Origin of the sequence: Campylobacter sp. MIT 99-7217 (assembly GCF_006864365.1) — a bacterium.
Taxonomy (GTDB): Bacteria; Campylobacterota; Campylobacteria; order Campylobacterales; family Campylobacteraceae; genus Campylobacter_D.
Window position 1 is genome coordinate 89,333 of sequence record NZ_QHLJ01000001.1, and the last position, 26,433, is coordinate 115,765.

The 26,433-nt window shown below is 34.6% G+C and carries 26 protein-coding genes and 1 tRNA gene; 14 read left to right on the forward strand and 13 right to left on the reverse strand.

Annotated elements, in window-relative coordinates; translation table 11 throughout:
- Nucleotides 1–191: 191 nt before the first annotated feature.
- The 4 genes from DMB92_RS00475 to DMB92_RS00490 all read right to left on the reverse strand — a co-directional run bounded on the left by DMB92_RS00475 (nucleotide 192) and on the right by DMB92_RS00490 (nucleotide 4,244).
- Complete coding sequence (locus DMB92_RS00475; RefSeq protein ID WP_142681081.1) at nucleotides 192–947, reverse strand: ABC transporter ATP-binding protein; 756 nt, start codon at nucleotides 945–947, stop codon at nucleotides 192–194.
- Nucleotides 940–1,947, reverse strand: coding sequence for an iron ABC transporter permease (locus tag DMB92_RS00480; protein ID WP_142681082.1), 1,008 nt, complete (start codon nucleotides 1,945–1,947; stop codon nucleotides 940–942). The genes DMB92_RS00475 and DMB92_RS00480 overlap by 8 nt, the downstream gene beginning before the upstream one ends.
- A gap of 14 nt (nucleotides 1,948–1,961) precedes the next feature.
- Nucleotides 1,962–2,960, reverse strand: coding sequence for an ABC transporter substrate-binding protein (locus DMB92_RS00485; protein ID WP_142681083.1), 999 nt, complete (start codon nucleotides 2,958–2,960; stop codon nucleotides 1,962–1,964).
- 342 nt (nucleotides 2,961–3,302) lie between these two features.
- Nucleotides 3,303–4,244: an NAD(P)-binding domain-containing protein gene (locus DMB92_RS00490; RefSeq protein ID WP_142681084.1), complete on the reverse strand. Its 942-nt coding sequence runs from the start codon at nucleotides 4,242–4,244 to the stop codon at nucleotides 3,303–3,305.
- A 70-nt stretch (nucleotides 4,245–4,314) separates the two neighbouring features.
- Here DMB92_RS00490 and DMB92_RS00495 point away from each other — a divergent pair, with 70 nt between their 5' ends.
- Nucleotides 4,315–5,544, forward strand: coding sequence for a glutamate-5-semialdehyde dehydrogenase (locus DMB92_RS00495; RefSeq protein ID WP_142681085.1), 1,230 nt, complete (start codon nucleotides 4,315–4,317; stop codon nucleotides 5,542–5,544).
- A gap of 36 nt (nucleotides 5,545–5,580) precedes the next feature.
- Here DMB92_RS00495 and DMB92_RS00500 read toward each other — a convergent pair whose 3' ends face one another.
- Both DMB92_RS00500 and DMB92_RS00505 read right to left on the reverse strand, forming a co-directional pair.
- A complete protein-coding gene (locus DMB92_RS00500) occupies nucleotides 5,581–6,186 on the reverse strand; it encodes a nitroreductase family protein (protein ID WP_142681086.1) in 606 nt (201 codons plus the stop codon).
- A 36-nt stretch (nucleotides 6,187–6,222) separates the two neighbouring features.
- Entirely contained in the window at nucleotides 6,223–6,822 is a 600-nt protein-coding gene (locus DMB92_RS00505) for an ATPase (protein WP_260604678.1), read from the reverse strand.
- A 177-nt stretch (nucleotides 6,823–6,999) separates the two neighbouring features.
- On the opposite strand from DMB92_RS00505, the gene DMB92_RS00510 reads away from it, so the two are divergent.
- From DMB92_RS00510 to DMB92_RS00545, 8 genes are all read left to right on the forward strand, one after another.
- A complete protein-coding gene (locus DMB92_RS00510) occupies nucleotides 7,000–8,157 on the forward strand; it encodes an efflux RND transporter periplasmic adaptor subunit (protein WP_142681087.1) in 1,158 nt (385 codons plus the stop codon).
- 3 nt (nucleotides 8,158–8,160) lie between these two features.
- A complete protein-coding gene (locus tag DMB92_RS00515; protein WP_142681088.1) occupies nucleotides 8,161–10,086 on the forward strand; it encodes an ABC transporter permease in 1,926 nt (641 codons plus the stop codon).
- Nucleotides 10,087–10,089: 3 nt separating this feature from the next.
- Nucleotides 10,090–11,433, forward strand: a complete 1,344-nt coding sequence (locus DMB92_RS00520; protein WP_142681089.1) for a TolC family protein — start codon at nucleotides 10,090–10,092, stop codon at nucleotides 11,431–11,433.
- Between the two features lie 269 nt (nucleotides 11,434–11,702).
- Nucleotides 11,703–12,845, forward strand: coding sequence for a hydrogenase small subunit (locus tag DMB92_RS00525; RefSeq protein WP_142681090.1), 1,143 nt, complete (start codon nucleotides 11,703–11,705; stop codon nucleotides 12,843–12,845).
- A gap of 1 nt (nucleotide 12,846) precedes the next feature.
- Nucleotides 12,847–14,559: a nickel-dependent hydrogenase large subunit gene (locus tag DMB92_RS00530; protein WP_142681091.1), complete on the forward strand. Its 1,713-nt coding sequence runs from the start codon at nucleotides 12,847–12,849 to the stop codon at nucleotides 14,557–14,559.
- 10 nt (nucleotides 14,560–14,569) lie between these two features.
- Nucleotides 14,570–15,292: a Ni/Fe-hydrogenase, b-type cytochrome subunit gene (gene cybH, locus DMB92_RS00535; protein WP_142681092.1), complete on the forward strand. Its 723-nt coding sequence runs from the start codon at nucleotides 14,570–14,572 to the stop codon at nucleotides 15,290–15,292.
- Complete coding sequence (locus DMB92_RS00540) at nucleotides 15,289–15,825, forward strand: HyaD/HybD family hydrogenase maturation endopeptidase (protein WP_142681093.1); 537 nt, start codon at nucleotides 15,289–15,291, stop codon at nucleotides 15,823–15,825. Before cybH ends, DMB92_RS00540 begins: the two co-directional genes overlap by 4 nt.
- Before the next feature lie 56 nt (nucleotides 15,826–15,881).
- Complete coding sequence (locus DMB92_RS00545) at nucleotides 15,882–16,256, forward strand: hypothetical protein (RefSeq protein ID WP_142681094.1); 375 nt, start codon at nucleotides 15,882–15,884, stop codon at nucleotides 16,254–16,256.
- Nucleotides 16,257–16,272: 16 nt separating this feature from the next.
- Here DMB92_RS00545 and DMB92_RS00550 read toward each other — a convergent pair whose 3' ends face one another.
- The 6 genes from DMB92_RS00550 to tgt all read right to left on the reverse strand — a co-directional run bounded on the left by DMB92_RS00550 (nucleotide 16,273) and on the right by tgt (nucleotide 19,712).
- Nucleotides 16,273–16,596 carry an outer membrane beta-barrel protein gene (locus tag DMB92_RS00550; protein WP_142681095.1) on the reverse strand — a complete coding sequence of 108 codons (324 nt, stop codon included), beginning with the start codon at nucleotides 16,594–16,596 and terminating at the stop codon, nucleotides 16,273–16,275.
- A gap of 30 nt (nucleotides 16,597–16,626) precedes the next feature.
- Entirely contained in the window at nucleotides 16,627–16,890 is a 264-nt protein-coding gene (locus DMB92_RS00555; protein WP_142681096.1) for a hypothetical protein, read from the reverse strand.
- A 135-nt stretch (nucleotides 16,891–17,025) separates the two neighbouring features.
- The gene (locus DMB92_RS00560; protein ID WP_142681097.1) at nucleotides 17,026–17,667 is read right to left on the reverse strand and encodes a YggS family pyridoxal phosphate-dependent enzyme; all 642 of its coding nucleotides are present in this window, start codon (nucleotides 17,665–17,667) and stop codon (nucleotides 17,026–17,028) included.
- Nucleotides 17,668–17,692: 25 nt separating this feature from the next.
- Nucleotides 17,693–17,769, reverse strand: a tRNA-Arg gene (locus tag DMB92_RS00565).
- Between the two features lie 46 nt (nucleotides 17,770–17,815).
- Nucleotides 17,816–18,604, reverse strand: a complete 789-nt coding sequence (locus tag DMB92_RS00570) for a CorA family divalent cation transporter (protein WP_142681098.1) — start codon at nucleotides 18,602–18,604, stop codon at nucleotides 17,816–17,818.
- The gene (gene tgt / locus DMB92_RS00575) at nucleotides 18,579–19,712 is read right to left on the reverse strand and encodes a tRNA guanosine(34) transglycosylase Tgt (protein WP_142681099.1); all 1,134 of its coding nucleotides are present in this window, start codon (nucleotides 19,710–19,712) and stop codon (nucleotides 18,579–18,581) included. The genes DMB92_RS00570 and tgt overlap by 26 nt, the downstream gene beginning before the upstream one ends.
- 34 nt (nucleotides 19,713–19,746) lie before the next feature.
- Here tgt and DMB92_RS00580 point away from each other — a divergent pair, with 34 nt between their 5' ends.
- The 5 genes from DMB92_RS00580 to DMB92_RS00600 all read left to right on the forward strand — a co-directional run bounded on the left by DMB92_RS00580 (nucleotide 19,747) and on the right by DMB92_RS00600 (nucleotide 25,669).
- Entirely contained in the window at nucleotides 19,747–21,135 is a 1,389-nt protein-coding gene (locus DMB92_RS00580; RefSeq protein WP_142681100.1) for a COG3400 family protein, read from the forward strand.
- A gap of 39 nt (nucleotides 21,136–21,174) precedes the next feature.
- Nucleotides 21,175–22,251, forward strand: a complete 1,077-nt coding sequence (gene aroB, locus DMB92_RS00585) for a 3-dehydroquinate synthase (protein WP_142681101.1) — start codon at nucleotides 21,175–21,177, stop codon at nucleotides 22,249–22,251.
- Nucleotides 22,241–23,521 carry a tRNA (N(6)-L-threonylcarbamoyladenosine(37)-C(2))-methylthiotransferase MtaB gene (mtaB, locus tag DMB92_RS00590; protein WP_142681102.1) on the forward strand — a complete coding sequence of 427 codons (1,281 nt, stop codon included), beginning with the start codon at nucleotides 22,241–22,243 and terminating at the stop codon, nucleotides 23,519–23,521. Before aroB ends, mtaB begins: the two co-directional genes overlap by 11 nt.
- 1 nt (nucleotide 23,522) lies before the next feature.
- On the forward strand, nucleotides 23,523–25,133 hold the full coding sequence (locus DMB92_RS00595) for an ATP-dependent metallopeptidase FtsH/Yme1/Tma family protein (protein WP_260604682.1): 1,611 nt from the start codon (nucleotides 23,523–23,525) through the stop codon (nucleotides 25,131–25,133).
- 116 nt (nucleotides 25,134–25,249) lie between these two features.
- Complete coding sequence (locus DMB92_RS00600) at nucleotides 25,250–25,669, forward strand: PepSY-like domain-containing protein (protein WP_142681103.1); 420 nt, start codon at nucleotides 25,250–25,252, stop codon at nucleotides 25,667–25,669.
- Nucleotides 25,670–25,696: 27 nt separating this feature from the next.
- Here DMB92_RS00600 and mog read toward each other — a convergent pair whose 3' ends face one another.
- The gene (gene mog / locus DMB92_RS00605; RefSeq protein ID WP_142681104.1) at nucleotides 25,697–26,227 is read right to left on the reverse strand and encodes a molybdopterin adenylyltransferase; all 531 of its coding nucleotides are present in this window, start codon (nucleotides 26,225–26,227) and stop codon (nucleotides 25,697–25,699) included.
- Between the last annotated feature and the right edge of the window lie 206 nt (nucleotides 26,228–26,433).

The window sequence follows — 26,433 nt, forward strand, 5'->3', positions numbered from 1 at the left end:
CAGGGTTTTTAACCCTGCTTTTATACTTTTGAACTTTTGAACTTTTGAACTTTTGAACTTTTGAACTTTTGAACTTTTGAACTTTTGAACTTTTGAACTTTTGAACTTTTGAACTTTTGAACTTTTGAACTTTTGAACACAAAATGATATTAAATTTTAAAATTGTATTTTTTCATTTGGCTGTGTTGGTGTTACACAAGGGGACAAAAGTATTTTGCCTTGTTTGGAAGCTCTACTTCCTTAGTTTTGATCTCATAAAGGGCGTTGATTGTATCTTCGTTTAGTATCTTTTTACTTTCCCCATAAGCAAAAACCTTACCTTGTTTTAGCATAAGGATATGATCGGCGATGAAGCATTGTTCAGGGTGATGAGAGCTTAGTATAATGCTTTTGTTTTGAAAGGATCTTAAAAGCTTTAAAAGCTTAAAGGAGTAAGAAAGATCCAAAGCACTTACAGGCTCATCTAAGATCATGATCTTTGTGTCTTGACAAAGAGCCCTAGCGATGAAGCCAAGTTGCTTTTGACCGCCTGAAAGTGAGTTGAAATTTTGCATTGCAAGATGAGAAAGTTCTAATTTTTCAAGTGTTTCTAGGGCAATTTTCTTATCTTGTTTTGAGTAGTATAACAATTTACTTTGATGAAAGCGACCCATTAAAACCACTTCAAAAAGCTTAAAAGGAAAAGAAAGGTGCTGAGTTTGAGGCACATAGCTTAGCATTTGAGCTTTTTGTTTGATACTTAGATCCTTGCATTCTTGATCTCCTATCTTAAGGCTTCCCTTATAAGCAAGTAAGCCCAAAAGCGTGCGTAAAAGCGTGCTTTTGCCACTACCATTTTGTCCTAAGATACAAAGAATTTGATCGCTTGCTAACTCAAAGCTTATCTTATGTAAAATGGGTGTTTTTTGTATAGCAACGCTTAGATCACATGCTTTTATTTTATGCATCTAAAGCCTTTTTTCTGTTGTAAAATAAAATCAAGGCAAAAAGAGGTATGCCAAAAAGACTTGTCATTATGCCTATTGGAATTTCGGTATTTGAAAGAGTGCGTGCTAGGGTATCACAAAAAAGCAAAAACAAACTTCCAAAAAGGGTGCAAAAAGGCAAACTAAAGCGATGATTTGCCCCTATGATAAAGCGAGACATATGAGGGATAACAAGCCCAATCCACCCAATAAGCCCAGCAAGTGCAACGCTACTGCTTGCAAGCAAGGTTGCACCAAGTATAAACAATAAACGCATTTTTTTCACACAAACCCCAAGCACACTTGCACTTTCATAGTCTAAATTTAAGATATCAATCACCTTTGAGCCTAAAATGACTAAGATTAAACTAAGGATAAATACAAGGCTTGCAAAAATCAAGGGCAGAGTATGTAAAGAAGCAAGCGAACCCATGAGCCAATACACGATATTTGGAAGTGTGTTGTAAGGATCTGCTAGGATCTTTATGATACTAACTCCAGCACCAAAAAACGAAGAAGTGATGATACCTCCTAAGATCAGCATTAAAATACTGCGATTTTGATCAAAGATAAAAGAAAGCAAAAGCGAAATCCCCATAGCAAGCAAGCCAAAACTAAAGCAAAAAAGTTCTATGCCTAAGGTAGAAAGCCCTAAAACCATAGCAAGTGCTGCTCCAAAACTAGCCCCACTTAAAACACCCAAAATACCCGGAGACACTAAAACATTGCCAATAACTCCTTGATATAAAGCCCCACTTAATGCCAAAGCCCCGCCAACCACGACAGCAGCGATGATCCTTGGCATTCTTGTATCATGAATGATCAAGCTTTCTTTGCTTGAATCAGGAAAGAAAACAAGAGTAAAAACCTTACTTAAAGGCATTTGCACCTCGCCAATGCTAAGAGCAAGTAGCATACTTATGAGTAGCAAAACAAATAAAAACACAAGGCTTAAAATTTGAGTATAAGGCTTAGTGATCATGGCAAGATCTTGAGTTAGTTTTTTAAAAAAAGTGCTTTATACTGCTCATCGCTTAGCTCTTGAAAAAAGAGCTTAAAAAACTCTTGTGCAAGCTCTTTGGCTAAATTTTCACTCAAAAGCTCAGGCTGAACCTTAGAAAAAGCCCAAGGAATGCCTATGCTTTGTAGAATGCTTGGTGGTCTATAAAGCCAATTACTAGGACTTGAGGGAGCATAATAGATCTTTTTGTTTTGAATGGCGCTTAAATTTTGCCAAGACTTAGAGGGCTTGTTTAAAAGCTCTTGATAAAGTCTTTTTTCACGCACAAAGATAAGATCAGGATCAAGCTTGAGCAAAATTTCAAAATTTACACTACTTAGTCCTTGTTTGCTTGAGAGTAAGGAGCAAGTTATGGCGTTTTTGCCGCCGATTTTAAAGGCAAGATCTTCTTTTTCGTTCTTAGGATCAAGGCAAGAAGTTTGCAAGCCATCATTGCCAAAGGCAAAATAAATACTTGGTCTTTTAAGGATCTTGTTTTCTAAATTTAAAAGCAAGTTTTGAGACTTTTCTAAAAAGGCATTAAGCTTTGAAGCTCTTTGCTCGATGTGTAAATTTTTTCCTATAATGCTTATGCTTTGTGGTAATTTTTGTCTGTCCCAAATTTCAAGCTCTATGATCTTAATGCCATGTTTTTCATAAGCTGTGATGAGGTGTTTGGGTGTATTTTTGGCAACAAAGATAAAATCAGGCTTTAAGGCTACAAGCTTTTCAAAGGAAACCTCAGTATTTCTTGTGCCACCAAGAACAGGAAGCTTGGCTACATTTTCTGGCATAAATTCTTTATCTTCGGGACGAGGGGTATAGTTTAGCCCAACTAAGCCTTGAGGATAGAGTATTTGAAGTAAAACGGTGATTTGCGGGGACATACCAAAAACCTTAAATTTAGGCTCTTCTTTTATATCAGCTTGTAAAATATCAAATAAAAATGCAAGAAAGATAAGGTTTTTGCAAATTTTAAACAAGAAAATTCGCATGATCAAGTCCTTTTTGTTTGATTTTATGAATTGTATATTAGAATGGATTAAAATTTCATTATTTTGCCCAAGTTTTATAGACTTAGTTAAAAGTGTTTGAGTTTTTATAGCTATTTTACCCTTTTAAGACTTATGAGCTTTAAGCATTTTAAAGGCTTTAAATTTGCTTTTGGCTTTTTTATTATATTTTAAAATGAAACAAAGCTAAGTTATGATCATCAATTTTTTTCTAGCTGTGAGGATAGTTTATATAAAAAATTACTTTTAATCTATCTTTTAAACTTAAATTATAGAGCCAAGCAGAAAAAGAAGTGAAATTTAGCCTCAAGCTGAGGCTAAGGATTATTTACTTAAAAAATCATTAATGATAACGCCGTCATTAAGACCAACAACTATACTTGAGCCATTTTTGGAGGCTATATCTCCTGCGACAAAAATGCCTTTGACATTGCTTTGTCTGTTTTCATCAAAGCTTGGAACACCTTTATCATCAACTTGTATGCCACATTTTTGAAGAAAATCCACAGGAGTAGAACCACCTATGGCATAAATAGCCCTATCATAAAGTTCGCTTGTTCCGTCAGTAAAATTGATCTTGATCTTGCCATTTTCATCAAGAACTTCTGTGATATCTATGCCAAGCTTGAGTTTGACCTTGCCACTCTTGCCTGCTTCTTCTATATCTTTTAAATTTGTATCATTTAGCCTAGTAAATTTATCTTTTCTATAACAAAGCGTAACCTCGTTTTGTCCTGCAAGATCTACAGCATATTCAGCTGCTGAGTTTCCACCGCCTATGATGATAAGCTTTTCTCCTTTTTGCACTGAATTAGCATTGAAATTAATGAGCTTTGAAAGAGAACTTGGAAGTTTATAATCAGGCTTATTTGGCTTGCCCATTCTACCTATAGCAATGATGATATTTTGACATTCATAGCTTTGTTTTGGAGTCGTTACGATGAAGTTTTCATTTGTTTTTTTTACGCTTTCAACTTCGCTTGAAAACTGAATGTCGATATTATGCTCTTTAAGTGCTTTTTCAAAGGTTTCAAGCGTGCTTTCCTTTGTCCCGTCTTCAAAAGGGATATGTCCGCGGTTGTTGCTGTCATGTCCTTTGTATTCTTTATCTACTCTTTTTCCGTCCTTATAAAAAACCCTAAAGGTTTGACAAGTTTCATTTGCCTTTTCAAGCAACACAACTTCCTTGCCCTTAAGCTTTGCTTCAACAGCAGCACCTATGCCAGCAGGTCCTGCACCCACTATGACTAAATCCACTTTTTTCATATAGTTTTTACCTTTCTTCAATATGATTTTTTGTATAATGTATCAAATTTTTTATAAATAAAGGATTAAAATGCGAACCTTGATTGAAAATATCAAAGAAAATTCCCCAAAATTACTCGAACTAAAACCCAAACAAAAAGAACAAATCATCTTAGAAATCGCTTCAAATTTAAGAAAAAATTTGGATTTTATTTTAAAAGAAAATGCTAAGGATCTGCTTGTTTTTGATAAGAGTGAAGCCTTTAGAGATAGGCTTTTGTTAAATGAAAAAAGACTTGAGGGACTTTGTGAGGGCTTAGAATGCATAGCAAGACTTGATGAACCTATCGGTAAGGTGCTTGGTGGCTTTGTTAATCATGCTGGATTAAAGATAGAAAAAGTAAGTATCCCCATAGGTCTTTTATGCGTGATCTATGAAGCACGCCCAGCCTTAAGCGCTGAAATCACTGCTTTAATGCTTAAAAGCTCAAATGCTTGCATTTTTAAAGGCGGAAGCGAGGCTACAAATTCAAGTAAGGCCTTTTATAAGCTTGTTTTAGAAGTGCTTGAAAAATATGATTTGCAAAAATGCTACTTAATGCTTGAAAGTAAAGATGAGATCAATGAACTTTTAAAATTTGATGATCTTATTGATGCACTCATTCCAAGAGGTAGTACGCAAATGATCAAAGAAGTAGCACAAAACACTAAAATTCCACTCATTAGGCAAGATAAGGGGCTTTGTCATATCTTTGCTGATGAAAGTGCAAATTTAAAGCAAGCTGTAAGTATAATCATCAATGCAAAATGCCAAAGACCAAGCGTTTGCAATGCCCTTGAAAGCTTGCTTGTGCATGAAAAAATAGCTTCTGAGCTTTTTACGCTTTTAAAGCCTGAACTTGCTAAATTTAAGGTAAAAATCCACGCTCATCAAAATGCCTTTGATTTTTTTAAAGATTATGAAAGCGTGGTTTTAGCAGACGAAAAGGACTTTGAAAATGAGTATTTGGCTTTAGAACTGAATGTAAAAATTGTTAAGGATATAAATGAAGCCATAAAACATATTCATAAATTTAGCTCAGCTCATAGTGAAAGCATACTTTCAAATGATCACGCTCATATAGAAAAATTCCAAAAAATGATCAATTCAGCCTGCGTTTATGCTAATGCTTCTACTCGCTTTAGCGACGGAGGCGAATTTGGCTTTGGAGGCGAGGTTGGCATTTCTACAAGTAAGCTTCATGCAAGAGGTCCTATGGGAGTAAATGAAATCACCACTTATAAATACCTTATCAGTGGCGACGGACAGATAAGAAAATAAAACGAACTGAGTTTTTATATCAAAAACTCAGGTTTTTTAGATAAATTTTACCACTTCATCAAAGCTATATCTTTGCTTTGGCGGAATTTTCTCATCAGCACTTTTCCCAAGTGCAACGATAAGACTTGTAAATTCCTTGCTTGTATCAAGTTTAAGATAAGCATTTAAGGCATTTTTATCAAAGCCACCTATGGCACAAGTAGCGATTTTCAGAGCATTTGCTGCATATAAAATGCCTCCAAGTGCAAGATGAGCTTGTTCTCTAGCATAAAATACCTTTTGTTCAGCATTCATTGCCTCCAAAAAAGGCTTATAGGTCTTAAGTCTCATTTGCAAGTCCTCCTCGCTCATCTTTCTAGCTCTTAATTTGCTTTCAAAAGTGCTTGCAAAATCAAGCTTTGAAACGATGATGATCAAAGCAGCAGCATTTTTTACATGAGCTTGATTATTTGCTATTTTTGAGATCTCAGCCTTTTTAAACTCATCTTTGACGACTAAAAACTTCCACGGCTCAAGCCCTAAGGAGCTAGGACTAAGCCTTGCCACCTCTAAAATTTGCCTTAAATCCTCATCATTTAAGGCTTCATTTGTGAAATTCCTACAAGAATACCTTGTGGAAAAAAGTTCTAATTCTTTTTTCATGTCATCTCCTTTTATTTTATGTAAATTCATTATCAATTAAGTTTGTTGTATTTGTTTAAGAGTATTTAAAACTCCCAAATCCTTTATCCATTCAAGCTCTAGAAAGATTTTTATTTGTCTATTTTTACATTCTAAAACTTTTTGAAATTTTGTTGAATTATCAAAGATGATAAGCTCATCACATAAATGTGCGATTTTAGCTAAATTTCTTAAGGATTCATAATCTCTTTTTTCTATAGTCTCATCATTAACATGATGTCCACCCTTAGCTACTCTTATTTTCACTCTTTGCTTGGCAAGACTTGGGCTTTCTAAACCCACATATAAGAGTTTGATTTGATAATCTTGTTCCTTTAATTTTTCAAAGAGCTTTAAAATAGCTTTTCCACATAGTGTACTTTCTTGGTTAAAATCTTTATGGTATTTGATATAATTTTCTCTCATTTTTATGGCAATTTTTGAAGCTCTAACCTGATCTTTCGCATTTTTTGGATCTCCAAAACTACTTACGATCTCATTGACATTGATTCTGTAGCCAAGATCTTTACCCAGCTCAAGTTCATTGTAATAAAGAGTAGTTTTTCCAGCTCCATTTACCCCTGCAAAAATGTTGGCTACGGCTTGAGACATTTTCATTTATCCTAGTGATTTTTTATTGTATATTTTATCTTAAAATTTAGAGCTTCTATTAAAAAATAATATATTTTTTATTTTTACAAAATAATATTAAAAATCAATAAATCATATTTTGCTACAATTTCACTTTAAATTCACAAAAAAAATTTAAAATTACTCTTTTATAAATGAGGAAAAATAATGAAAAAATACCTTATCATCACATTTTTAGCCCTTATGTTTTTTTTGATCATTTTTTTTGTATTTTTTAAGACAGAAAAGCCAAATTTCATCACTCAAAAAGTGGGCAAAATAGACATTGAACAAAGCATTGAAGCTATTGGCGAGGTTTATGCCAAAACTCAGGTTGATGTGGGTGCTCAGGTTAGTGGACAAATCACTAAACTTTATGTTAAGATAGGAGATAGGGTAAAAGTAGGGGATTTGATCGCACAAATTGATAAGGATAAACAACAAAATGAGCTTGATATCACTAAAGCCCAGCTTGCAAGTGCTAAGGCTAAGCTTGAAAGCAACAAGGTTTCCCTTGAAATTGCTAAACGCCAATACGAAAGAGAGCAAAAGCTCTACGCTGCTAAAGGTACTTCGCTAGAAAGCTTAGAAACAAGCAAGAGTAATTTTTACACCCTAAAGGCTAATGTTGCTGATCTTGAGGCTCAGGTTGTTCAGCTTGAAATCACACTTAAAAATGCCCAAAAAGATCTTGACTACACCACGATAACAGCTCCTATGGAAGGTATCATCATCAATGTAGCCGTTGATGAGGGACAAACCGTAAATGCTAATCAAACCACGCCTACTATCGTAAAAATCGCAAATTTAGACGAAATGGAAGTTAAAATGGAAATTGCTGAAGCTGATGTGGGTAAGCTCAAGGTTGGAGAGCTAGTGAGATTTTCTATCTTAAGCGATCCAAATACCAAATTTGAAGCTAAAATAGCAACCATAGATCCAGCAAATACTGAAATTTCTGATGCAACAGGTTCAAATTCAAGCTCAAGTTCATCAAGTTCCAGCACAGCCATTTACTACTACGCAAATTTTTTTGTTAAAAATGAAAACAATCTCCTACGCATAGGCATGAGTACGGAAAATCAAATCATAGTAGCCTCTGCTAAAGCCACACTTGCTGTGCCAACTTATGCGATAAAAACAGATAAACAAGGGTATTTTGTCGAACTTTTAAAAGATGGACAAAAGATCAATCAGCCTGTAAAACTAGGGTTAAAAGATTCTTTAAATACTCAAATTTTAGAAGGACTAAGTGAGGGAGAAGAACTTATCGTAAGTTCGGATACAAGCAATGTTAGTAAGCCAAAAATTCCCAAAAGATAAAGCATGATCACTTTAAAAAATATACGCAAAAATATCGGCGAAGCAAAGATTTTAAAAGGCATTGATCTGCATATTAGTAAGGGCGAATTTGTTGCTATCATCGGGCAAAGTGGAAGTGGTAAAACAAGTCTTTTAAATATCATCGGCACACTTGATGAGCCAAGTAGCGGGAGTTATCTTTTTGAAAATTATGAGGTAACAAAGCTTGACAAGGACGAAAAGGCTAAGCTTAGACGCGAAAAGATAGGCTTTATCTTTCAAAGATACAATCTCTTAAGTCTTTTAAGTGCAAAAGAAAATGTTGCCCTACCTGCTGTATATGCAGGAAAAACAAGTTCTCAAAGAGATCAAAGAGCCAAACAGCTTTTAAGCGATCTTGAGCTTCAAAATAAACTTAATTCAAAGCCAAATGAACTTAGTGGCGGACAACAACAAAGAGTAAGTATCGCAAGGGCTTTGATGAATGGTGGGGATTTGATCTTAGCTGATGAGCCAACCGGTGCACTTGATAGCAAAAGCGGTATCATGGTGCTTGAAATTTTACAAGATCTTAATGCCAAGGGTCATACCATAGTGCTTGTAACGCATGATCCAAGTATAGCTGCCAAGGCAAAAAGAGTGATAGAAATCAAAGATGGCGAAATCATCAAAGATAGCCAATTTGCGGAGCTTCCAAAGCAAAAAGCAAGCCATAAAATGCCAAAGGAGCTTAAAAACTATGCCTTACTAAAAAACCAGCTCACCGAATGCTTTAAAATCGCTTATTCATCAATACTTTCAAATAAACTAAGATCGCTTTTAACCATGCTAGGCGTGATCATAGGCATTGCCTCTGTGGTTTGTGTCGTGGCTTTAGGACTTGGCTCACAAGAACAAGTGCTTTCTTCTATCTCAAGACTTGGCACAAATACGATAGAAATCAAAGCAGGTAGGGGTTTTGGCGATATTAGAAGTGGGAGAAGTTATCTTAATCTTAATGATCTTAAAGCTGTGCAAAGTCTGCCTTATCTTGAAGCTGTTGAGGCACAGGTTAGCACTTCTGGTATTGTTACTTATAAAGAAATTTCGCTAAATGCTACAGGAAGTGGCATAGGAAAAAATGAATTTAAGATCAAGGGGCTAAATTTCGCTGCTGGAAGCTCCTTTGATGATGAGGATATTTTATCAAGTGCAAATGTTGCTGTGATTGATTATAACGCTCATCAGCAAATTTTTACAGATCTTGATGCCCAAGATGTGTTGAATAAAACCTTTATTTTTAGCGGTCAGCCCTTTAGAGTCATAGGGGTGCTTGAAAAAGATACGAACAGAATGTTTGAAAGCACTACGGTTAGAATTTATGCTCCTTATACAACGATCATGAACAAGGTTACAGGAGATAAGAGGATAAAAGATATAGTTGCCAAGGTCAAAGATGAAGCAAATCCAACTCTAGCAGAAGCTGGCATTATCAGGCTTTTAGAGATCAAAAGAGGCAAAAAAGATTTTTTCACCATAAATTCAGATAGCATAAAACAAGCTATCGAAGAAAACACCCGCACAATGACGATTTTAATCTCCTCAATAGCCCTTATAGCCCTCATCGTAGGGGGTATTGGCGTGATGAATATCATGCTTGTTTCCGTGAGCGAACGCACAAGAGAAATTGGCATTCGCATGGCTGTTGGTGCTAGAAGAGAGGATATTTTAATGCAATTTTTGATTGAAGCTGTGATGATTTGTGCTATGGGTAGCATTTTGGGCGTGGCTTTGTCTTTTGCTGTTGTATTTATTTTTAATGCTATCAGCAGCGATTTTTTAATGATCATGTCTGCTAGCTCCGTGGTACTTGGGCTTTTAAGCTCGGTGCTTATAGGCATTATCTTTGGCTTTTTTCCAGCCAAAAACGCAGCAAATTTAAACCCTATCTCAGCCCTTTCAAAGGAATAGATCATGAAAAAAATACTTTTTTATATCGTTTTGAGTGCATTTTTCATAGCTTGCTCAGGAAAATTAAAACAAATCAATGAGCCAAATTTGCAAACTATCAAGCTTCAAGAGCTTAATCTAAGTAAAGAATGGTGGAAAAGCTATGAAAATGAGGATCTAAATGCTTTTATCACATATATAGAGCAAAATAATGCAGATATAAATATAGCAAGGATAAATTTGCTTAAGGCTGTGGCAAATTATAAGCTTATCAATTTTGACATGTATCCAAGCTTGAGCGGAAATTTAGGAGCAAATGTAGCTAAGGATTTGAATTTAGGAACACAATCAAAAAGCTTTTCAAATTCCTTAAATTTAAGCTATGAACTTGATATTTATGGCAAAATTTCAAATCAAATTTCATCTAAGGAATTTAGTGCAAAAGCAAGCGAATATGATCTTGAAAATTTGCGTCTAAGCACTATAAATTCAAGTATTGATTATATTTTTGATCTGGCTTATTTTAATGATGTTGAGAACTTACTCAAAGAATATATCTTAAATTTAGAACAAAGTTATGAAATTTACAAATTAAAATACGAACTTGGAAAGGTCGAAGAACTTGAGTTTTTAAACATGGAACAAAGCCTTTACCAAGCCAGACAAAATTTACTTTCAAACCAGCAAAATAAAGAGCTTGTTATAAAAAATATAAAAGATCTCTTAGGTCAGCAAGAGGGCTTTTTAAGGCTCAAAAACTTTGAGAGCTTGTCCTTGACGGATTTTAAGGATTTAAATATTAGCTTTGATTTGCCTTTGGAAATTTTTGCTTATAGAGCTGATGTGCGTTCAAAAGCAAATGCTCTTTTTGCAGCCTTTGAGGATACTAAAGCAGCTAAAAAGGCTATTTTACCAAGTGTTAGCTTGGGTGGAAGTTTAAGCGGTAGCGATGAAAAATTTAATCCAAGCTTTAAATACTTAAATTTAGGTGGTGCTTTGCAAATTTCTTTGCCTTTTTTGGACTTTGCTAGGGTTAGACAAAATATCAAAATTTCTGAGTTTTCCTACGAGGCTTTAAGACTTGAGTATGAACAGGCTTTGCAGGTGGCTTTAAATGAGTTTTATTTATGCTATAAAGACTATGAATTTAACAAAAAACTTTTGGAAAATATCAGACTTATAAATGCCAAACAAGAGCTTATCACTAAGGCTTATGCGCAAAAATACGAGCTTGGCAAAAGTGAATTAAAAGACTTTTTAGACGCTCAAAATAGCTTTATTTCTTCTTCTCAAGAAATTTTAAGCTCAAGGCTTAAGGTACTTAAAACGACAAATTTGTATTATAAAATCACAACCATAAAACCTTGAAAAAGATACGCTATAAATTAGGTTAATTTTAGTTTTAATACTAAAAAAGATTTATAAATTTGAGAAAATTTTGCCATAAATTCCTGCTTTTTTTAACCAGCCTTTAAGATATCTACAAAATAAAGCTTTTGTATTATTTTTTAAGAAAAATTAATAAAAATTTTAGAAAAAATTTAGAATATTTTATCAAGATTTATATTTTTTTAATAATTTTTATTTTATTATGATATGAAATATTTTAATATTGAATAAAAAGAAAGGATATTCTCATGGATTTTAAACAAATTGAGACTAGGCTCAATGAGCTTGAAAGAATGCCAGCGTTAAATCCACAAAATTCTATCCCAAAGGCTTTAGAAAAGGCTGGATTTTCTCGTCGCGATTTTATGAAGTGGGCTGGAGCAATGACAGCTTTTTTGGCTTTACCAACTACTTTTGTTCCCCTTGTTGCAAGGGCTGCTGAGCTTGCGGATCGTTTGCCTGTTGTATGGCTTCATATGGCTGAATGTACCGGTTGTAGTGAAAGTTTGTTAAGAAGTGATACACCAACGATTGATAGTCTTATTTTTGATTATATTTCCTTAGAATATCATGAAACAGTCATGGCTGCTTCAGGTTGGCAAGCAGAAGAAAATTTAGAAAATGCTATTAAAAAATACAAGGGAAATTATGTTTTAATGGTAGAAGGTGGTATCCCTATGGGTTCTACTGAAAGTTTTTTAACAGTAGGAGCACATGGAAAAACGGGTTATGAAATTTCAAAACAAGCCTGTGAAGATGCTTATGCTATTTTAGCTATTGGCACCTGTTCTTCATATGGAGGTATTCAGTCTGCAAGACCAAATCCAAGTAACGCCCAGCCTCTAAGCAAAGTTACAGGCAAAACAGTTATCAATGTTCCTGGCTGTCCTCCAAGTGAAAAAAATATCGTGGGCAATGTTTTGCAATTCCTACTTTTTAAAGAAGCTCCAGCACTTGATGTGTTTAATCGTCCAAAATGGGCTTATGGGCTTAGAATTCATGATCTTTGCGAAAGAAGAGGGCATTTTGATGCCGGCGAATTTGTCGAACATTTTGGTGATGAGGGTGCAAAGCAAGGGTATTGCCTTTATAAAGTGGGCTGCAAAGGACCTTACACCTTTAATAACTGCTCAAGAGAAAGATTTAACTCACACACTTCATGGCCTATCCAAGCAGGACATGGCTGTATAGGCTGTTCGGAGCCAAATTTCTGGGATACTATGCAACCTTTTGAAAAACCTATGGCGGAGCATAAATTTGATTCTGTCTTTGGTGGTTTGGGAGCTGATGCGGTCGCTGATAAGATAGGTGTAGGTGTGCTTTGTTTAGCTGGCGTTGCTATAGCGGCACATGCAGTAATCGCTACGATGAGTAAGGAAAAAGGGGAATAAAATGAGTAAAAAGATAATTGTTGATCCTATCACGAGGATAGAAGGACACTTAAGGGTTGAAGTTGTTGTTGATGATAATAATGTCGTTCAAGAAGCTTATGCAGGCTCAACTCTTTGGCGTGGGATAGAAACCATAGTAAGGGGTCGCGATCCTCGTGATGTGGGTTTTATGACTCAAAGAATCTGTGGTGTTTGTACTTTTTCTCACTATAAAGCTGGTATTGTTGCTGTTGAAGACGCACTTGGCATAACACCTCCTTTAAATGCTCTTTTAACAAGAACCTTGATGAACGCAGCTTTATTTTTACATGATCATATCGTGCATTTTTATCAGCTTCATGCTCTTGATTGGGTGGATATAGTTAGTGCTTTGAGTGCTGATGTAAAAAAGGCGAGTGATTTAGCTTTTGCTTATACTGATGTGCCTTATGCAACAGGAGCTGATAAGCTTTTGGAAGTGCAACAAAGAGTAAAAGCCTTTGTTGATAAGGGAAATTTAGGACCTTTTGCTAATGCTTATTATGGTCACCCAACTTATCGTTTAAGTCCTGAGCAAAATCTTATCGCTCTTTCTCACTACCTAGAATGTTTAAGAGTACAAAGGATAATTGCTCAATGTATGGCTATTTTTGGAGCAAAAAATCCTCACCCTCAAAGCCTTACAGTTGGCGGTGTAACTTGTGTTATGGATCTTTTATCTCCTGCTAGAATGGGTGAATATCTTGAAAAAATGAGAGAGGTGGTTGATTTTGTTAACCGTGCTTATTATCCTGATCTTATCATGGCAGGAAAAGCCTATGCAAATGAGCCTAGCGTAGTTAATGATGTGGGTGTGCCAAACCTCTTCACTTATAAAGAATTCCAACTTGGAGCTAATGAATGGCTGTTTGAAAGTGGTATCATTAAAAATGGCGATTTGAGCAAGGTTTATGAAGTAGAAGAAGAAAAGATCACTGAAGAGGCGACTCATTCTTGGTATCAAAAAGATGAGCCTTTGCACCCTTATGATGGCGATACTACTCCAAATTATACAGGGCTTGTTGATGGAGAAAGTATAGATCATCATGGAAATGTAGCTCATACGAAGAATTTTGATACCAAAGGCAAATACAGCTGGATAAAAGCTCCAAGATATGATGGTGAGCCTATGCAAGTAGGACCTTTGGCAAATATCGCTGTGAATTATGTAAAAGGAAATGCAAATGTTGTTCCTGTTGTTGATAAATTCTTAAAAGATACAGGACTTCCTATAACAGCTGTATTAAGCACGCTTGGAAGAACCGCTACTCGTTGTATAGAAGCAGCGATCATCGGTAAAAATGTCTTTAGGGCTTTTGACAATTTAGTAGAAAATTTAAAGGTCGATGAAAGCACTTGTGCGCCTTATGTTATCGATGTAAATAAAGAATACAAAGGCAGATACATAGGCAATGTACCTCGTGGAACACTTAGTCATTGGTGTAGGATTAAAAATGGCGTGATTGAAAATTGGCAAGCTGTTGTTCCTTCGACTTGGAATGCTAGTCCAAAGGATTCCAAAGGTGTTGGTGGAAGCTATGAGCAATGTCTTTTGGGACTAAAAATTGCCGATGTAAAACAACCACTTGAAATCATACGCAAAATTCACTCATACGATCCTTGTATCGCTTGTGCTGTGCATGTTATGGATACAAAAGGCAACAACTTGAGTGAATATAAAGTGAGCGTAAATTAAAGGAGCGAACATGGAACAAAGAGTCGCACTTAACAGCGTTAGAGCTGAACTTGATGGGCAGCCACGCAGAACAGAGTATGAATTTAGCATAGGTTTAAGAGCTACACATTGGCTAAGAGCGGTTAGTATCGTGATCTTGGTGGGCACAGGCTTTTATCTTTCTTATGTTTTTCAAAGTCCTCTTTCAACAGGAGAGCCAACAAATTTTATGCAAGCAAAATACCGCTTCGTGCATGAGGTAGCAGGTTTTGTTTTGATCGCTTGTGTGATTTTCAAGGTTTATCTTTTCTTTTTTGATAAAATGAGCGTGAAAGAAAGAAATAGCTTTAAAGAAGCACTTGATCCTAAAGCTTGGATAGAACAAATTAAATTCTATCTTTTCATAGGCAAATACCCTCATCATAAGGGCTGTTATAATCCTTTGCAGTTTGCAACTTATACCTTTTTTTATGCGATTATGTTTGGGATCATCTTAACAGGACTTATTCTTTATGTGCATGTTTATCATGAGGGACTTGGTGGCATGCTTTATGACTTGCTTCGTCCTTTTGAGGCTATGTTTGGAGGCTTAGCTGAGGTTCGCACCTATCATAGAATTTTTATGTGGGTGATCATTATCTTTTTGCCTGTTCATATTTATATGGCGGTATTTAATGCACTTAAGGGGCGTGATGGAAGCTTGGACGCTATTTTTAGCGGATACAAGTATATAAGAGATGATGCAAGATTTTGAAATACTTAATCTTAGGCATTGGAAATATCATGTTTGCAGATGAGGGCATAGGCGTTCATCTTTGCAAACAGCTTCAAAAAAACTACAAATTTACACACAAAGAGCATAGCCTTGATTTTATCGACGGAGGGACCTTGGCTATGCAACTTAGCTACATTATAGCTAGGTATGATAAAATGATCGTTATTGACTGCATAGAAGCAGATAATGCAAGTGTTGGAGATGTTTTTTTCTTTCCTTATGAGACTATGCCAAAGAGTATAAGTTGGAGTGGTTCAGCTCATGAGGTTGAAATGCTTCAAACTCTGCAGTATATGGAGCTTATGGGAGATTTACCCCAAACTCAAATTTTAGCCGTCGTTCCAAAGAGGATAAAGCCTATGAGCTTTGAGCTTTCAAATGAAATTGTAAAGGCAAGCACTATCATGCAAAAAAGTTTGTTAGAATACCTTAGCAAAGAGGGCTTTTCGTATGAGAAAATCGCAGATTTTTCCTTACAAGAGCTGGCAAATACTTCTTATAAGGATGAATAAAGTATTAAAACTTAAGTTTTTTTGTTTTTTGCCGATTTTGCTTCCAAGGAGTTTGTATGGAAATTTCAAGAGTAAATTTTGCGTATCAGCAAATTTTAAGTGCAAATACTGAAAAAAATGATGAAAAAATAAGTCCTTATCCTTTAGAACAAAAGGATAAGATAGAGGCTATAAGAGAGCTTCAAGGAACACAAACTGAAGAAAGCCAAGAAGCAAACTCTGATCCTGTGTCAGATACTTTAAATCAACTTTATAAACAACTTGAACAACTTTACAAGCAACTTGCACAGGTTAATAGTCTTGCAAGATCAAGCGATGATATAAATATGCAAGCACAATACCATGTGCAAGCACAAGATATCATGGCTCAAATTGTTAGAGTACTTGGGCAAATTTTGAAAATTTTAGAAAGCTTAGAAAAAGCTGGATAGCTCATTTTAAAACAAACTAAAACTCAAAATCATAGATATAACGCAAGAATAGATTATAATTTTCTTTCATTGTTAGCTTATAAGCTCTGGTTTCAGTGATGACATTTTCATTTGCGAAAGGGATTTTTGCTCCAAATTCTATATTGTGGGCTGAAAATTTACTCCTTATACCTACATTAAATCCCAAGCTACCAAAAAAATATTCTGCATCATTAGTTCCTGTATAAAGCTTTTCGTCCCATTCTATACCACCTGAGTTTATGCCTACAAAAATGCCACCTGATTTTTTTGCTTCATTATAAAAATTATACAAAAGATCTAAATTTACACTAGCTCTTATGTAAGAAAGACTTTCATCTAAACCCTCTTTTTAAAATATATTGCTATTGGCATCAAGATATGCTCTAAAGCCTAGTTTATCATTAAAAAAGTGTTTATATCCTATCAAAGCTCCTGCACCAAAAGCAGTAGCATTGCTTTTTTCCCAAGCTGTGAAAAGAAAAGTATTTGCTTCTTGTTCTTGTGCAATACGAGCAAAATTTATATTTGCACCTATAAAAAAGATGTTTTGCTCAGCTAATAAAGAGCTACTTAAAAGACAAGCTACGCCAAGGCTTAGAAAGGTTTTTTTCATAAATTCTCCTTAAAATAAAATACAAAATTCTATTTTTTTGAAATTTTGCTTAAATTTTGAATAAAAACGGAAATTTAGGAAAAATTAAGGAAAATAAAATCAAGGCTTAAATTTGTAGATTTGATAAAGATTTTTTTAAGTTTGATTTTGAAGTGCTTTAAAGATGATAGAGCCAAGCCTTAGCATGTTTGAGCCACATTTTATAGCAAGTTCAAAATCCCCACTCATTCCCATAGAACAAATCTTTGCTCCATGTTTTTGCAAGGCTTCATAAATTTTATAAGTGCTTTCAAAGCTTTTGATGATCTCCTTTTTATCCTCTGTGTGTGCGCCTATGCTCATCACTCCGCAAAGCTCTAAATTCTTACATTCTTGCTTGATTTTAAGATATTCATCGATGGCTCTTTTTGTATCCAAGCCACTTTTTGAGTTCTCATTTGCTGAATTTATCTCAAGCAAACAAGGCAGGGTATAATCAAGCCTTTTATCTACCGCACAGGCTAATTCATAAGAATTACAAGACTGCCATAAAATAGGCTTTTGTTTAAGCAAAAGATTAATTTTATTGCTTTGAAGCGTACCGATGAAATGCCATTTTATGTTTAAGCTTTCATCTTTTAAAGCTTCTTTTTTGCTTGCTAGTGCTTGGACCTTATTTTCTCCAAATTCTTTAAAGCCAAGCTTTGCTAGCTTTTTGATCGTGAGTTCATCTGCGTATTTGCTTGCGATGATGAGGCGGACATTTTTGGTTTTTTCTAAGATTTCTTCAAGAGTCATTTTTACTCACTAAGCTTGTAAGAAGTGGCGCGCTCAAGAGGATTCGAACCTCTGACCTTTTGAACCGCAATCAAATGCTCTATCCAGCTGAGCTATGAGCGCTAAAAAGTTGTTATTTTAACAAAATATTTTTAAAAATAAGTTTAAATTATATCCTTGTCTTTTTTGATTTTTTTTCTTCAAATAAAATAAGTTCTTCGCTCTGGCTTGTTTTGCGTTTGTAATACCAAATTCCAGCCACGAAAATAAGTATGATAAAAGCCGTTATAATGCTTGTTCCATAAGGATTTTGCGCTAGAAAAAGCCCGCCTGTGTTCATTCCAAAAAAGCCCACGATCAAATTTAAAGGTAGGATTATCGTTGAAATCACACTTAAAATGTATATATTTTTATTCGTTTTCTCGCTTTTCAAAGAAGCAATGAGAGTATATAAGCTATCTAGGCGGTAAAGAATTTCTTTTGCGTGTTTTTGCAAGGTGTTTGCTGAAAAAATTATAAATTTCAAAGACTTTTTAAGGCTTTCTTCCTCGCTTGAAAGCAAATTTAAAGCCTCGTTAAGCTGGGTAAGGAATTTAAGATTTTTATTGATTTTTTGCTTTAAAATGAAAGACTTTCTAAAGAAATTCTGTGAGCTTTTGCCTTTTAGGACATTGTTTTCTTTATTTTCAAGTATGTTTTGCAGGTGATTAAGCTCAGCACTTATTTTTTCAAGGCTAGTTTTAAGCTCGTTTTTAAATTCGTTTAAGCTAAAAGGCGTGAATTGTTCGTTTTGAAATTTATAAATTTGACCCTCTTCAAAAGAAAATATTTTACTTTCATTCTCAAAGCTTAAAATCAAAAATTTCTTTGAATCAAACTCGGCATATAAGGTATTTGAAAGCTTGCTTTGTAAAAATACTTTTAAATTTTCATCAAGCATAAACGCCTCTTTTTGCATAAAATTCTTTTTTAAACTCGCTAAATTTATCCTCCTTAATCGCCTTTCTTATTTGAGCCATTAAATTTAGATAAAAATGTAGATTATGAAGGCTTGCAAGGCGAAAAAAGCTAAGCTCTTTTGCCCTAAAAAGATGATTTAAATAGCTTCTTGAATAATGCTTGCAAGTATAGCATTCACAAGCTTTTTCAATAGGCTCATTTTCACTTATAAACTCGGCCTTTTTGATATTAAATTTACCAAAGCTTGTAAAAAGCGTGCCATTTCTTGCATTTCTTGTTGGCATGACACAATCAAACATATCAACGCCCCTTTGCACATTTTCCACCAAATCCTCAGGAGTTCCAACCCCCATTAAATACCTTGGACGGTTTTCATTCATAAAAGCCATTACAGCTTCCACTGTATCATACATAGCCGTGTTTTCTTCTCCAACGCTAAGCCCTCCGATAGCAAGTCCGTCAAAGTCTAATTCACAAAGAGCCTCAGCACAAAGCTTTCTTGCTTCAAAGTCAGTGCCACCTTGCACAATGCCAAAAATATTTTGATCTAGCCCTATGCCCTCATTTTGCTTAAGCTTATGATAATTTATAGACTCTTTTGCCCATTTTATAGTCCTTTGAACCGATAAATCAATGCGTTTTTTACTAGCTGGCAAGGCTACAAGATCATCAAGTATCATCATAATATCTGAATTTAAATCATACTGAGTATCAAGAACTGATTTTGGGGTAAAAAGATGGCTACTTCCATCAATATGGCTTTTAAATTTAATGCCCTCTTCAAAATGCTTGGTATTTTTACTCAAAGAAAAGGCTTGAAAGCCCCCGCTATCAGTTAAAAAAGAATGTGGAAATTTAGTAAAGCCATGAAGTCCGCCAAGAGCTTTTATGATCTTTGAACCAGGTCTTAAGTAGCAATGATAAGTATTTGCAAGTATGATCTTTGCCTTTAAGATCTCATTCATATCCACACTATCAAGAGCCTTTACAGCCGCAGCTGTGCCAACAGGCATAAAAATAGGTGTTTCAAAGCTTGAATGTGCTGTTTTAATCTCACAAAGCCTAGCCTTAGTATTTTTATCTTTATGCTTTATTTTAAATTCCATTTGCTATAATTTCCTTTTTTTCTTTGGAGTTTTTATGGATAATATTTTAGTTATTATTGATGGTATTTTAGCAAAGTATTTCTTAGAAAGGCTTTGTTTGCAAAAAGCTTTAACTTCTTTTTTGCATATTGTTTATTATAATGATGAAAGCATAAGCATGAATGTGCAAAATGAAAATACTAAATTTTATAAATTTGATCCCACAAGTTCTTCAAAAATGCAAAATTTATTGATACAAGATTTTACCCAAATTTTTATCTATATGAAAGATGAATTTGATGCTAAAAACACCTATGAAAACTTAAGAAGCTTAAATAAAGAAGTGGATATTGTCCTTATGGATTTTTGGGGACTTAGTATTAATGATAAGCATTGTGATCTTATCGATGCTAGAGGCATTTTAAGCAATAGATTTTTAAATTTCTTGCCAAATATCGCACATACAGCACAATTTGTAGGACTTGGAATAGGCGAGATTATGGAGGTTAAAATTCCTGCTAACTCAGCCTTTGCGTATAGGTATGTAGGATCTATCGAGCAGAAAAAATGGCGTATTGCTCTCATTTACCGCAATGCTAAAATGATCTTTGCAAATCCTTCTTTGATCTTACTTCCAAATGATAGTATGCTTATCGTTGGAGAGCCAAGTGTTTTGCAAGGTATCTTTCATAAGACCACGCAAAGTAGGGGGCAGTTTCCAAGCCCTTTTGGAAGCAATATACTAGCCATTTTAGATATGAAAAATATGAGCTTAGAAGAGCTTGAAAATGCCTATGAATCAAGCCTTTTCTTGCACTCAAAAATCAATAACAAAAAACTACTTTTTAGAGTGATCAATCCAAGCTTAAATCCTCTTTATCACAAGCTAAAAGAACTTAATAAAAATAATATCAGCGTTCATTTTGAATACGATGAACACAAGCTTGAAAAAAGCGTAATGGGCAATGATGTTGGCGTGTTGGTTCTTGGCACTAAGTATTTTGAAACGCATAAAAAAGAACTTTTTAAGCTTAAGATCCCTGTGCTTAAACTTGGTCTCATGCCTTTAAAGGATATTAAAGAAGCCATTATCTTAAGCTCTGATGAAAGCGAGATCGAAAAGCAAGCAAATGTTACTATAGACTTAGGAAAACAACTTGATATGGAGGTAAAGCTTTATCATTATGATCCAAATTTAGACTCAAAGCAAATTTTAGAGCATTTTTCAACCCTTTCAAAGCTTTATAACAAAGAGATCAAGATCATTGATAAAAAGGATAAAAATCCTATACTTGAGTTTTCTTTAAGATCAGATAGCTTGCAGTTTATTAGTTTTAATCAAGATCTTGCAGGTATAAATTTTGCTCAAAGTTTGAGTATGGATTTAAGCAGGCTGTATTATAAAATGAATAAAAATTACCAACTTTTTATCCCAATGGGCTAAAATTAGATAAAATTTACTTTTTTAAAAGGTAAGAAAACGATGAAAATTCCAATAAATTTAGAAAAAAACTCTTATGATGTTTTTATTGATGAGTTAGAAAGACTCGAATTTAAAGGAAAGGTAGCTATATTAACAAATGCAAAGGTGGCAGGACTTCATCTTCAAAGCTTGCTTGAGAAGATCAAGGCTAAGGAGCTTTTTATCATCACTATAAAAGACGGAGAAGAGTATAAAAATTTAAATACAGTCGAATATATCTTAGATCAAATGTTTATCTCAAAGCTTGATAGAAAAAGCACGCTTATAGCCTTTGGCGGAGGAGTGATTACAGATATTGGGGGCTTTGTAGCAAGCATTTATCAAAGAGGGATCAAATTTATTAATATCCCTACAACGCTTTTAGCTATGGTTGATGCGGCTGTTGGCGGAAAAACGGGTGTCAATTCAAGTTTTGGAAAAAATCTCATCGGCAGTTTTTATCAGCCAAGTGCTGTGTATTGTGAGAGTAAGTTTTTAAGAACTTTGGGATCAAGGGAATTAAGTGCTGCAATGGCTGAGTTTATCAAAATGGCTGTGGTTTTTGATGAACAGATTTTAAGTTTTATAGAAACACTTAATGAGAGTGATTTTTTAAATGCAAGGCTTGATGATAGTATTTATGGCGAGATTATCTTTAAGAGTATAAATTTAAAGGCTAGAGTGGTTGAAGAAGATGAAAAAGAATCAGGGCGTAGAATGCTTTTAAATTACGGACATACCTTTGCTCATGTCATAGAAAATCAAACCCATTATAAGACTTATTTGCACGGAGAAGCTGTAGCTATTGGTATGAACATGGCAAATGTCTTGGCTTTAAAATTAAAGATGATTGATAAAAATGAGTTTGAGAGGATTAAAAAACTCATAGAGAAATTTAAACTTCCTAGTTTTTATCAAATTCAAAATATTAATGAATTTTACGAAGCCTTTTATCTTGATAAAAAAAGTCTCAATCAGAGCTTAAATTTTATTTTGGCTCAAAATATAGGCAAGGCTAAAATCGTTTCAAATATAGACAAGGAAGTTATCTTAGAAGCCTTAGCACATTTTGAAAGAGAAGAATTTGTTGCGGTGTAAGGAAAAAGTCTTTTTTAAAACCTTTGGTTGTAGGACAAATATCTATGACACAGAGCTTTTAAAAAGCTATGTTAAAGACTATGAGATCACTAATGAAGAAGAAAAAGCACATATTGTTGTTGTAAATTCTTGCACGGTTACAAATGGTGCAGATAGTGGCACAAGAGCTTATATAAACTCGCTTAAAAAAAGAGGGGTTAAGGTCATACTCACAGGTTGTGGAGCAGTGAGTAAGGGCAAGGAGCTTTTGGATAAAAGGCAAATTTTTGGTGTGCTTGGAGCTTCAAATAAAGATAAGATTAACGAATTTTTAGGCTTTAAGGAAAGTTTTTTTGAGCTTGGGGATTTAAATTTCATCGATAAAGATATCGTTTTGCAGTATGAAAATCATACTAAGGCTTTTGTAAAAATTCAAGAGGGTTGCGATTTTGCTTGCAGTTACTGCATTATCCCTAGTGTTCGTGGCAAGGCTAGAAGCGTGAGTAAAGAAAAGATTTTAGAGCAGGTTAAAATTCTAGCACAAAATGGCTTTAACGAAGTTGTCCTAACAGGCACAAATATCGGTAGCTATGGGCTTAAAGAAGGTTTTAGCTTAGGAAAGCTCTTGCAAGAAATGGGGCTAATAAGGGGCATAAAACGCATTCGTTTAGGCAGTCTTGAGCCTGTGCAAATTGATAAAAGTTTTGAAGAAATTTTAAGCGAGCCTTGGCTTGAAAAGCACCTGCATATAGCACTTCAGCACACTAGCGAAAAAATGCTTCGCATTATGCGTCGCCGTTCTCATACAAAAAATGATCTTTTGCTTTTTAAAAAGCTCCAAGATAAAGGCTTTGCTTTGGGAACTGATTTTATCGTAGGACACCCGGGAGAAAGTGAGGAAATTTGGAATGAGGCTTTGGAAAATTTTAAGGAATTTAAGCTTACGCATTTGCACGCTTTTATTTTTAGTCCTCGCTCAAACACGCACTCAGCTACGCTTAAAAACGAAGTTTTAGGAGATCTTGCAAAACAAAGGCTAAATTTACTCAAAGATATTGTCGCACAAAACAATCTCGAGTTTAAAAAGTCTCAAAAAGCTTCTAATGTAGCACTTGAAGTGCTTGTGGAAAGTGCTAAGGAAGATGATTTGGGTAAGATTTTTTATGAGGGCTATGATCAGTTTTATAATAAAATGAAAATTTATTCCCCCACAAATTTACAAAAAGAGTGGATAAATCTTAGCAATTATGAAGTAAAAATGAATTATAATCAAACAAATTTAGGAGTTTAGCTTGAAAAAGACGAAAAAAATCATTTATATTTCTTTTATTTTGCTTTGTGCTTTGCTTGTTTTTGCGTATTTTAAAAACGAGCCAAAATACATAGACAAAGCCCTTTATGAAAGTTTGCTTGAAAAGAATTTGATCCAAAAGGCTATTTTTGATGGTCATGAACTTAGGCTCAAAACAGCTGATACGAACTATATCATCATTAAAGACGGGGTTGATCTTAACACGCTTTTAGAAAAAGTGCCTGTGGAGTTTAAAAAGGATAATGATGCTTTATTTTTGATTTTTATCTTCTTTTTGGTGCTTGCTACTCTTTTGAGCATGGTATTTTTTGCAAGAAAAAGGCAAATGCAAAGATTTCCCATTAGCCCTAAGCCAAATACCAACGCAAATTTAAGCCCACTTGAAAGCACAAATATTAAGCCTGTGATTTCAAATGTAAATTTTGAAGATGTGGCTGGGGTTGATGAGGTCAAGGTTGAGCTGAGCGAAATCGTTGATTTTCTTAAAAATCCTAAAAAATACAAAGACTTTGGTATAAAAATGCCAAAGGGCGTTTTAATGGTAGGACCTCCTGGCGTTGGAAAAACGCTTATTGCTAAGGCTGTTGCAGGGGAAGCTTCTGTGCCTTTTTTTTATCAAAGTGGTTCAAGTTTTGTTGAAATTTATGTGGGCATGGGCGCAAAAAGGGTTCGCGAGCTTTTTAGCAGAGCAAAAATGATGGCTCCAAGTATCATTTTTATCGATGAGATCGATGCCGTGGGCAAGGCAAGAGGCGAGATGTCAAATGTCGAGCGAGATAGCACCTTAAATCAGCTTTTAACCCAAATGGACGGCTTTGAGGATAATAGCGGAGTCATAGTCATAGCTGCCACAAATAAAATCGAACTTATGGATCCAGCACTGCTTCGCTCCGGGCGTTTTGATAGGAGGATCTTTTTATCCTTGCCTGATTTTAAGGATAGGCTTAAAATCTTAGAAATTTATATGAAAGATAAGAAAAATAATGTAAATTTAAGCAATATCGCTAAAGCAAGCGTTGGTTTTAGCGGAGCAGGGCTTGAAACCTTGGTGAATGAAGCAGCGATTAATACCCTGCGAAGAGGCGGGGACTTGGTCGAGGAGAGCGATTTTTATGCTGTTTTTAACAAGGTGCTTTTAGGAAAGAAAAAGATCCTTACTCTAAGTGAAGATGAAAAGAAAATTCAAGCCACTTATCAAGCAGCTAAGGCATTAGCGGCGTATTATTTTGATGTGGGCTTTGAAAAGATCACCTTGATAGAGGATCGTTTTAAAGAATATGAGCATAATATCCAGTCAAAATCAGAGCTTTTAAATAAGATAAAAGTTTATCTAGCAGGTATTTCGGCAATGAAGCTTATTTATAATGAAAGCTATACAAACTCACAAAATGACTTTTTAAAGGCAAAAGAGCTTTTAAATTTCATGCTTAGCTATGATATGGTAGGAGAGCTTACCTTGCAAGAACAAAAGCATGAGATAGAGTTTTATCTTGAAAAAATGCAAGATAAAATTTTAAAACTTGCCGAAATGCTTTTAGAGCAAGAAAAATTAGAAAGCACAGATGTGGCTAAAATCATCAATGAAGCCTAAGCTAAAATATAAAAATCAAAAATATTTTTGATTTTTATTAAAAGCTTAAAAACTTCACATTAACTTCACAAAATTTTTATACACTTTCACTATCAAACATTTTTAAAGGAGAAAAAATGAAAATTAAATTAGCTTTAGCAAGTTTAGCTTGTGCAGGTGCATTATTTGCAGATATCGTGGTTGCTCCAACAGCACTTCCAGCAAATGCTCAAAATTTTGTCAAGCAGTATTTTGGTGGCGCTCAAATCGCTCTTGTAAAACAAGATATTGATTCTTTTGATGTGGTGCTAAATGATGGTACTGAGATTGATTTTTTGATCAATGGTCAGTGGAAAGAAGTAGATGCAAAGTATAAGCCTTTAAACACAGCTTTTTTGCCTCAAGCCGTTGTTGCCAAGGTTAAAGCTGCTCAACCAAATGCAGCGATTATTAAAGTAGAAAAAAAGATCAATATGTATAAATTTAAGCTCAATAATATGATGGAAGTTTATGCTGATCTTAATGGAAATATCCTAGGACAAAAATTTGATGACTAGATTTTAAGCCCTATTTTGGGCTTAAAATCATTTCTTTTTAGGACGAAAAATTTTTATCACTTCTTCATTAGCTTCTATATAAGAAGCTTCTATCAAATCAAGACAATACGGCACAGCAGGAAAAACAGGCTCTAAGCATTCTCTTATAGCTTTTGGATTGCCCGGTAGGTTAATGATAAGAGATTTTTTGCAAATGCCTGCACTTTGCCTTGAAAGTATAGCAGTTGGCACACTTTCAAGGCTTTTTAGACGCATGAGTTCTCCAAAGCCCGGAAGCATTTTTTCGCACACAGCCTTGGTTGCTTCAGGCGTTACATCTCTTAAAGCAGGTCCAGTACCTCCACTTGTGATGATAAGATCGCATTTTTGTTCAACTAAAAATAAAAGCTTTTCCTTGATAAGCTCAAACTCATCAGCAATAAGCTCACAAACAAATTTAAGCTCATTTTTGATGTAAGAGCTAAGAATTTTTTGAATTTCAGGAGTTGCTTTATCTTCATAAATTCCAGCACTTGCTCTATCGCTGAGTGTGAGAATTCCTATTTTGATATCTTGCATTTTTATCCTTCAAAGACTTATAAAATTTTTAGAAAATTATACTCTAAAATTATTTAAAGATAATTTAAGTATCATAAGCTTATAATTCTATCTTAGTTTTTATAATTTTTATCAAAATAAAAGGAGTTTTATGGATATTCAAAAGAAAATTTGTTTTTCTATCGTTCTTTCTTCTTTACTTTTTGCAGAAACAAATACTACGATAG